The organism is Frankia sp. CcMO1, from assembly GCF_977945845.1.
Genome location: NZ_CDWTMG010000334.1, coordinates 1 through 4,066 on the forward strand (window position 1 = coordinate 1; position 4,066 = coordinate 4,066).

At 69.1% G+C, this 4,066-nt stretch carries 4 protein-coding genes; 2 read left to right on the forward strand and 2 right to left on the reverse strand.

Going from position 1 to position 4,066, the window contains the following annotated elements; all coding sequences use genetic code 11:
- The coding region (locus AC08OU_RS23270) for a hypothetical protein (RefSeq protein WP_476605811.1) at positions 1-226 on the reverse strand (226 nt) is incomplete at its 3' end.
- Between the two features lie 200 nt (positions 227-426).
- Positions 427-1,767, reverse strand: a complete 1,341-nt coding sequence (locus tag AC08OU_RS23275) for a PhoH family protein (protein ID WP_476605812.1) — start codon at positions 1,765-1,767, stop codon at positions 427-429.
- A gap of 555 nt (positions 1,768-2,322) precedes the next feature.
- On the opposite strand from AC08OU_RS23275, the gene AC08OU_RS23280 reads away from it, so the two are divergent.
- Positions 2,323-3,102 (forward strand): hypothetical protein, encoded by a 780-nt coding sequence (locus AC08OU_RS23280; protein ID WP_476605813.1) that lies wholly within the window; start codon positions 2,323-2,325, stop codon positions 3,100-3,102.
- Positions 3,103-3,125: 23 nt separating this feature from the next.
- A partial coding sequence (locus AC08OU_RS23285; protein WP_476605814.1) for an AAA family ATPase occupies positions 3,126-4,066 on the forward strand: 941 nt, incomplete at its 3' end.

Sequence of the window (4,066 nt, forward strand, 5' to 3'; positions counted from 1 at the left end):
GGTCGGCACCGCGGCGCCCGCGGGCCTCGGCGCGGCGAAGCTCCGAACGCTTGGGGTAGACGACCTGGGCCGGGCGGCCCCCGTCACGCGCACCGGAGCCAGCGGGCTCCGCGGGGCGGTGCGGGTGTGCGCTGCGAGTGCTCGTCGCCACCGCACGCTCAGGGGCCAGACCGAGGTACGTCTGCCAGACGCTCTCCGTATCGTGGGCCCGCGAACCGGTTGTCACGGCGCACTACCGTGTCCAATCCGCGGCTCGGGCACAAGTCCCCAGGTCAGACATTCGTCTCTGGGTGGAATAAAACAACTATCGGTAGTCAATTATCACCCAAGGTGACTCCGCCGGGTGCGGAGGTTTGCCCCTGCATTCGGCGCGATTTCCGAAGGTGGAAACGCTTACACACACCGAAAACAGGGGCGAACCCCGGCCTAGAGGTCCAGGCTCTCCAGCATCTCCGTCACCAGCGCGGCCACCGGGGACCGCTCGGACCGGGTGAGCGTCACGTGCGCGAACAGCGGGTGCCCCTTGAGCGCCTCGATCACGGCGGCGACCCCGTCGTGCCGCCCGACGCGCAGGTTGTCCCGCTGGGCGACGTCGTGAGTGAGCACCACCCGGCTGTTCTGGCCGATCCGCGACAGGACGGTCAGCAGCACGTTCCGTTCCAGCGACTGCGCCTCGTCCACGATCACGAACGCGTCGTGGAGCGACCGGCCACGGATGTGGGTCAGCGGGAGCACCTCGAGCATGCCCCGGTCGAGGACCTCCTCGACCACCTCGGGCGACACCAGCGCGGTGAGCGTGTCGAAGACCGCCTGGGCCCACGGGCTCATCTTCTCGGCCTCGTTGCCGGGCAGGTAGCCGAGATCCTGGCCGCCGACGGCGTACAGCGGCCGGAAGACGACGACCTTGCGGTGCTGCCGTCGTTCCAGCACGGCCTCAAGGCCCGCGCACAGGGCCAGTGCCGACTTCCCCGTGCCGGCCCGCCCGCCCATCGACACGATGCCGATATCGGCGTCCAGCAACAGGTCGATCGCGATACGCTGCTCGGCGCTGCGGCCGTGGACGCCGAACACGTCCCGGTCCCCGCGGACCAACTTCACGCGCTTGTCCGCGGTCACCCTGGCCAGTGCCGAGCCTCGGGGTGAGCTGAGCACGAGCCCGGTGTGGCAGGGCAGGTCGTGCGCCTTCTCCAGCTCCAGCGTCTCGCCCCCGTAGAGAGCCGCCGTCTCGTCGGCGTCGACGTCGAGCTCGGCCATGCCGGTCCAGCCGGAGTCGACGACGAGGCCGCTGCGGTACTCCTCCGCCTGGAGCCCGACCGCGGACGCCTTGATCCGCATCGGGAGGTCCTTGCTGACCAGGGTCACGGCCCTGCCGTCGGCCGCGAGGCTGCGCGCGACGGCGAGGATCCGGGTGTCGTTGTCGCCGAGCTGGAACCCGGCCGGCAGGACGGTGGGGTCGGCGTGATTCAGCTCGACGTGCAGCGTCCCGCCGGACTCGCCGACGGGGAGCGGCATGTCCAGCCGTCCGTGCCTGATCCGCAGATCGTCCAGCAGCCGTAGTGCGGTCCGGGCGAAGAAGCCCAGCTCCGGGTGATGGCGCTTGGCCTCCAGTTCGGTGATGACGACGACCGGCAGGACGACCTCGTGCTCATCGAATCGCAGCATCGCGCGTGGATCGCTGAGGAGAACCGAGGTGTCGACGACGAAGGTTCGTCGACCGCTGTCCGCGTTGCCGGAGCCGGACGGGGTGTTGGGTGCGGATCGGACCACTGACTCAGACTCCCATCGCCGGAAGCACGGCACACCACAGAGCGTCGTCGGCTCCAGTGGGACGGCGCTACATGGCGACACGACGAAGCTACGCGGAGGTACAACCGTCCCCATTGCGACGTGCGGACGTCAACCCGCACGGACCAGCAGTTTTGCACATCGTCACCAATTCTCTGCGGAGAGTAATGGACGCAGGTCAACTTTAGGACGAAGTCGCCGCATACGCCCGGTTCGGCTTCGCCGGCCGGCCGCCGCGCCGTGCGCCCTCCCCCGCTCGGCCACCCCGGGGGGATCGGCTGTAGCGTCGACCGCCAGACTCCGGCTTCGTTACACAACCATCCCGAAGCGTGCGCTCTACGTGACGGGCGTGTGAATTCGCCCCGGAACGATGCTCATGAGGGATGCGAAAAGCCCGCCGGGCATGGACCCTGGAAGCACTACGCAAAATCTGATACCGAATTGAGACCTTGGCCCGTTCGCGCGGGTCGCGGACCAGGTGCTGACAGAGCCGCGCACACGTGCCGTGCGTCGGACCGAAACGGCGAGGAGGTGCGAGTGCGCGGCTTTTCCTCGCGGGAAGGTCACCGGAGTCCCCAGCCGGCCGAGGTCACCGCGGTCCCGAGGACCGCCCCCGCGGAACGACACGTTCCGGCACGGCGCGGAGCGCGGACGGTTCTGGCGGTCCTCGCCGTCGCCGTCGCCGCGATCGCACTCACCGGGTGCTCGCCGGAGTACCGGTTCATCTCCGGCGGCGAGCGCGACGTCGTGATCAAAGTGCCGTGGAACTGGACCCGGATCGACCGCGCCGACGTCGTCGAGCTCACGCAGAAGCAGGGCGGCGAATCGGCCGAGGACGCCGACACCAGCCTGCCGGAGGGCACCTGGGTCGCCTACTTCGACGGCGCGCGCAAACCCAGCCCGGCCCACCTGATCGCCGATCGCACGTCCGAGCCCGTCGTCCTGCTGCACTCCTCCGGGGTGCCGGAGGAGGCCCGCGCCTCCCTGACGTTCGACGAGCTGCGGAACCTGCTGTTCCCCGTGACGGAGACCGCCCGCAAGGAGCGGCAGGTCCTGCTCGCCGCGCAGGCCGCCCCCGAACCGAAGTTCCGACTGCTGCGGGACCAGGAGCTGCGCACGAGGACCGCCGCCGGCGTCCACGTCGTCTACGGCTACGACACGGGCTCGGGAGAGGAGATCTACGACCAGGTCGTGGTGACCGATCCGAAGCGGGAGCGGGTGTACCTCGCCCTCGTCCACTGCTCGACGAAGTGCTTCGAGGCCCAGCGCGACCGCATCGCCGCGGTCACGAACTCGCTCACGGTCAAGAAGCCGTGACCGGACCCCGACCAGGAGACCGCATGACGACCACCACGCCGGAGCCGGCGGCTCCCCAGGACACGAGCCCGCCGGGAGCGACCCGGTCATACCGGCCGATCCCGGCCTGGAAGCTGCGGGGCACGCGCAAGCCGCTGCCGTGGTGGGACCGCGTCAAGTTTCTGCTCCTCCTCAACATCCTGTTCGACCTCCTGGTCTGGAACACGTACCTGGAGATCGAGCCGGCCGGGAGCGTGACGGACGCCGCGGCACAGGTGGCGGCGGAGCAGCGCTGGATCCTCGTGCTCGGCGTCATCGAGGTGCTCCGGCAGCTGCACTTCCGGCTCAGCGAGATCAGCGTGCGCTACAACCGGTTCTGGACGGAGACGGTCTTCGGCCGGTCGACGGCCTGGACCGAGCGCCGGTTCACCGCCTGGACCCGGTTCCGCCTCGCCCGCGCCCTGAAATGGATCTTCTGGATCGCGGTCGTCGCGGTCGTCGTCGGCCAGGTCACCGACACCTCGCCGGTCATCGCCCTCTTCGAACTGCCGGCGACCATGGTGCAGGCGCTCCCGCTGATCTTCCAGCTGATGTTCGCCGTCGTGTTCATCCTGATCCAGTTCGTCGCCCTGTTCTGGTTCCTGTCGCGGGGCGGCGTGGAGACCTACTTCCCCGACGACATCGAGCGGCGCTTCACCGACGTCTGGGGCCAGGACCACGTGCTGGCGCGGGTCAAGGAGAACATCGTCCTGCTGGAGAAGCCCGAGGAAATCGAGGCCCGCGGCGGCCACGTGCCGTCCGGCATCCTCCTGTGGGGCCCGCCCGGCACCGGCAAGACGCTCATGGCCGAGGCCGTGGCCGGCGAGACCGGCAAACCGTACGTGTTCGTCGATCCCGGCGCCTTCACCAACATGTTCATGGGGATCGGCATCCTGAAGGTCAAGAGCCTGTTCCGGAAACTGCGCAAGCTGGCCCTGCGCTACAA